The sequence below is a fragment of the Pseudomonadales bacterium genome (assembly GCA_013215025.1).
Lineage (GTDB): Bacteria > Pseudomonadota > Gammaproteobacteria > Pseudomonadales > DT-91 > DT-91.
Window position 1 is genome coordinate 1 of sequence record JABSRR010000207.1, and the last position, 4,140, is coordinate 4,140.

Annotated in this window: 6 protein-coding genes; 2 read left to right on the forward strand and 4 right to left on the reverse strand. The window is 49.6% G+C overall.

The features are described 5' to 3' along the window. Positions 1 to 140: hypothetical protein (locus HRU21_11780; protein ID NRA42969.1), on the forward strand; the 140-nt coding region annotated here is incomplete at its 5' end. A gap of 10 nt (positions 141 to 150) precedes the next feature. After that, the gene (locus tag HRU21_11785) at positions 151 to 1,314 is read left to right on the forward strand and encodes a TRAP transporter substrate-binding protein (protein NRA42970.1); all 1,164 of its coding nucleotides are present in this window, start codon (positions 151 to 153) and stop codon (positions 1,312 to 1,314) included. A 117-nt stretch (positions 1,315 to 1,431) separates the two neighbouring features. Here HRU21_11785 and HRU21_11790 read toward each other — a convergent pair whose 3' ends face one another. The 4 genes from HRU21_11790 to HRU21_11805 all read right to left on the reverse strand — a co-directional run. After that, the gene (locus tag HRU21_11790; GenBank protein ID NRA42971.1) at positions 1,432 to 1,824 is read right to left on the reverse strand and encodes an acyl-CoA thioesterase; all 393 of its coding nucleotides are present in this window, start codon (positions 1,822 to 1,824) and stop codon (positions 1,432 to 1,434) included. Positions 1,825 to 2,286: 462 nt separating this feature from the next. Then, positions 2,287 to 2,898: a nucleoid occlusion factor SlmA gene (gene slmA, locus HRU21_11795; GenBank protein ID NRA42972.1), complete on the reverse strand. Its 612-nt coding sequence runs from the start codon at positions 2,896 to 2,898 to the stop codon at positions 2,287 to 2,289. Then, positions 2,895 to 3,803, reverse strand: a complete 909-nt coding sequence (argB, locus tag HRU21_11800) for an acetylglutamate kinase (protein ID NRA42973.1) — start codon at positions 3,801 to 3,803, stop codon at positions 2,895 to 2,897. Before argB ends, slmA begins: the two co-directional genes overlap by 4 nt. A gap of 13 nt (positions 3,804 to 3,816) precedes the next feature. After that, positions 3,817 to 4,140: phosphomannomutase/phosphoglucomutase (locus tag HRU21_11805; protein ID NRA42974.1), on the reverse strand; the 324-nt coding region annotated here is incomplete at its 5' end.

The following is a 4,140-nucleotide window of genomic DNA, read 5'->3' on the forward strand; positions in this document are numbered from 1 at the left end:
GCGTTATGCATCCAAAGTTTGGCGAAGGTGTGGTGCTGCAGTATGAGGGCAGCGGTAACAGTACGCGGGTGCAGGTGAATTTTGATCAGCAGGGCAGTAAGTGGTTGGTGCTGCAGTTTGCACCCTTAGAGGTGTTATAAGGATATTGACATGAGTTCAGAAACCCCGGCGTTTGATATTAAAGCCTTGGTGATTTTATTATTGCTGGCGCTGCTGGTGCTGTTAGGTTACGGCTGGGTGATTGAGCGTGCTGAAAACGATGGTGCTGTGCCTGATGCTGCTGCGCAGCCAGCATCGGCGACTGCACAGCCTGCTACTATTGAATGGAAGCTGGTAACCTCATGGCCGAAAAATTTTCCTGGCTTGGGCACAACCCCCGAGCGCTTTGCAAAAGATGTTTATGCCATGAGCAATGGCCGCCTCAATATAAAAGTATTAGGGGCGGGCGAGTTAGTGCCGGCCTTAGGCGTGTTTGATGCGGTGTCTAACGGCAGTGCTGAGATGGGGCATTCGGGTGCTTATTTTTGGAAAGGCAAAACGACTGCCTCGGTATTCTTTACCACCATACCCTTTGGTATGACCGCCCAAGAGATGAATGCCTGGCTGTATCAGGGCGATGGTATGGCGCTGTGGCAGGAAGTGTATGCGCCGTTTGGCATCAAGCCCTTAGCAGGCGGCAATAGCGGGGTGCAAATGGCGGGCTGGTTTAATAAAGAAATCAACAGCGTCGCCGATATGCAGGGCCTTATTATGCGCATTCCGGGTGTTGCTGGTGAGGTGTTTACCCGTTTAGGCGGGCAGGCGGTGAATATTCCCGGCGGTGAATTATATACTTCACTAAAAACGGGGGTGATTGATGCGACGGAGTGGGTTGGCCCCTATAACGATTTATCGATGGGTTTTCATGAAGTGGCAAAATACTATTACTATCCTGGCTGGCACGAGCCGGGTTCAACCATCGAGATGATGGTTAACCAGCAGGCCTTCGATCAGCTGCCTGCTGATTTGCAGGCGATTGTAGAGGTTGCCGCAAAAGCCGCCAACCAGTCGATGTTAGATGAATATACCGCACGTAATCATCAGGCCTTGGTTGAGCTGGTTGAGACGCATGGGGTGGAGTTTAGACGCTTGCCCGATGCGGTGCTGGCTGAACTGCATGCAGCCAGCGATGCGGTGATTAGCGAGATGATTGCGGATGATCCTCTGGCGCAAAAAGTCTATGCCTCATATAAGGCTTTTGCCGATGGCGCGCGGCAATACCATTTAGTGTCGGAAAAAGCCTTGCTGGAAGCGCGCGAAATTCCTTACCAGTAATCTGCTCTTGCGATGGCTAGCTGAGGCAGCTGCTTAGATAATCAATTAGAAAGCCGCTTAGGCAGTCACTTGCTTAACTGTTTTGGTGACTGTTTATATAAATAGCTAGGCAGCTATTTAGGCAATCGCGCGTGTATTGCCTGATTCGTCAATCGCCACAAAGATAAACGTGCCTTCGGTCACCTTTTGCTTAAACTCGTTGCCGGCCAGGCTATCGATCCACACTTCAATTTGCATTTTGATCGAGCTGCGGCCGATGCTCATCACTTCGGTGTAACAGCTCACCACATTGCCCACCTGCACCGGAATCATAAAGCTCATGCTTTCAATCGCCACGGTGGCAACGCGCCCGTCGGCCACGCGCGAGGCGGTAATAGCGCCGGCTAAGTCCATTTGTGAAACTAACCAGCCACCAAAAATATCGTTTGCTGAGTTGGTGTCTTTGGGCATCGCAAGCGTTTGTAGCGCCAGCTCGCCGCTGGGCTTGGGTGGCTCGTCAATATCGTTGATCATAATCGGTCTTTGGCCTCGGCAGGTGAAACGACTCTTATTGCTTCTATAGCGTTATTATTTATATCGTTTGTTATTTATAGCGTAGTTTTTGTGCTGCGCCTCTTTATGCAATAACACAGGCTTTATAATTTTGGTTTAATCTGTGTTTCAATTGTGTGTCAATGCTGTGCTTACTTATGCATTCAGCATCAACTGGCATAAGCTATTAATTAACTAGCCATTGGCTGAACATTAACACAGTGTATACAGCTAGCGCTGCTGCTTGATGACCATGCGAATTTCTCACGCGTATTGGCAGCGTATTAGCAGCATATTGTTAGTGTACTGTTCGTATTGTCAGTTTATTTTCAGTGTGCTGTTCGTATATTGTCAGCTGCCAGTGCCATGCAGCTTAATGCCAATAAGCACATGGCATAATACTTAACTTAGCCTAAAAAATTAGAAAAAACGTTCTAAATTTTAGCTTTTTAGCGACATGGTTTTACGGAAAAAGCCATGGCTTAATACCTCCCACTGGGCATGCCAGCCGGCCGTGGGAGGGCGCTGGAAGTCGCTGCGCACAAACTGCATAATTCGCCCTTCGGCAGCACTGAGTAATAGATTGGCGGCATCGGCAACCGGCAGCACCGGGCGCAGGCCCTCACGCATTTCGGCTTCGCGTAAGGTTTGTTTGAGCTGGGTTTCCAGTCGGTTGTAAAACTGTGCAATGCGCTCGCGTAAGCGTTCGGTTTCACCGGCCAGTGCATCGCCGGTGAGCAGGCGAGTTATGCCGGGGTTGCGCTCAACAAAGGTTAGCAGCAGGCTAAGCATCATTTCACACTGTTTGATAGCCGGTTTATCTTCTTGCTGAATCAGCGTAATGCGGCTAAAGATGGCCTCTTCAATAAATTCGATGAGCCCTTCAAACATTTTACTTTTGCTTGGGAAATGACGATACAGCGCCGCTTCGGACACGCCCACTTCAGCCGCCAGCTTAGCGGTAGTAATGCGCGCGCCAGGGCTTTGTTCAAGCATGCTCACGAGTGACTGCAAAATTTCTTGCCGGCGCTGGCCTTTCTGGCGCGTGCTCATGCGACAATCGCCTCATTGGTGATCAAGGTGCCCACCCCAGTATCGGTAAAGATTTCTAGCAGCACCGCATTGGCCACCCGACCATCAACAATATGCGAGCGTTTTACCCCAGATTTCACCGCATCTAGCGCACACTGAATTTTTGGTAGCATGCCGCCATAGATGGTGCCGTCGTCAATTAAGGCATCAACCTCGCGGGTGCTGAGGCCAGTTAAGATATTGCCTTGCTTATCGAGTAAGCCAGCAACATTGGTAAGCAGCATTAGCTTTTCGGCATTTAATACCTCAGCGAGCTTGCCGGCCACAAAGTCGGCATTGATGTTGTAAGAATTACCGTCTTTGTCCACGCCAATCGGTGCGATGACGGGAATAAAGTTGCCTTGGCTAAGCGCATCAAGTAATGAGGTGTCAATGCTTGCCACTTCGCCGACATGGCCAATATCAATAATCTCAGAGGGCTGATGCGCGGTGGCTTTTTTGGTGAGGGTCATTTTTTTGGCGTAAATCAGTTTGCCATCTTTACCGGTGATGCCCACCGCATTGCCACCGTGTTGATTAAGCAAATTGACAATGCTTTTATTCACGTTAGCCCCTAACACCATTTCTACCACGTCCATGGTGGCGCTATCGGTCACCCGCATACCGTCAATAAATTCGGTTTCGATGTCTAAGCGCGCGAGTAGTTCGCCAATTTGTGGGCCACCGCCGTGCACGACAATAGGGTTGATGCCAACCGCCTTCATCAGCACAATATTGCGTGCAAAGCTGGCTTTTAGCGTGTCATCAGTCATCGCATTACCGCCATACTTAACCACAAAGGTTTTGCCAGCATATTTTTGTAAGTAGGGCAGTGCTTCTGATAGCACTTCAGCGGTGAGTTTAGCTTTTTCAGAATTTAGAGACATAATTTTCTTACATTTAAAACGGAATAGATAATCTGTCGTCGGCACGGCTAAGGCCAGCTTTAAACAATTTTTTAAGCTTTTCTAGCAGCTCATCGTTATTTGCCTCAAAGCGCAGGCTTACTGCATTGCTTGTGTTAGAGGCGCGCACCAGCCCCCAGCCGGCTTCGAATTCAATCCGAAAGCCATCGATGGTGATTTTCTCACCCTGCTGTGCTGACATGGCTTCGGCGATATAGGCCACAATGGCATGTTTGGCTTCGGCATCAACGGTGCTGATAACATATTCGGGGCTAGCGCAGCTGCTGGGTAACGTCGCTAGGCGTTGGTCTAAGCTGTC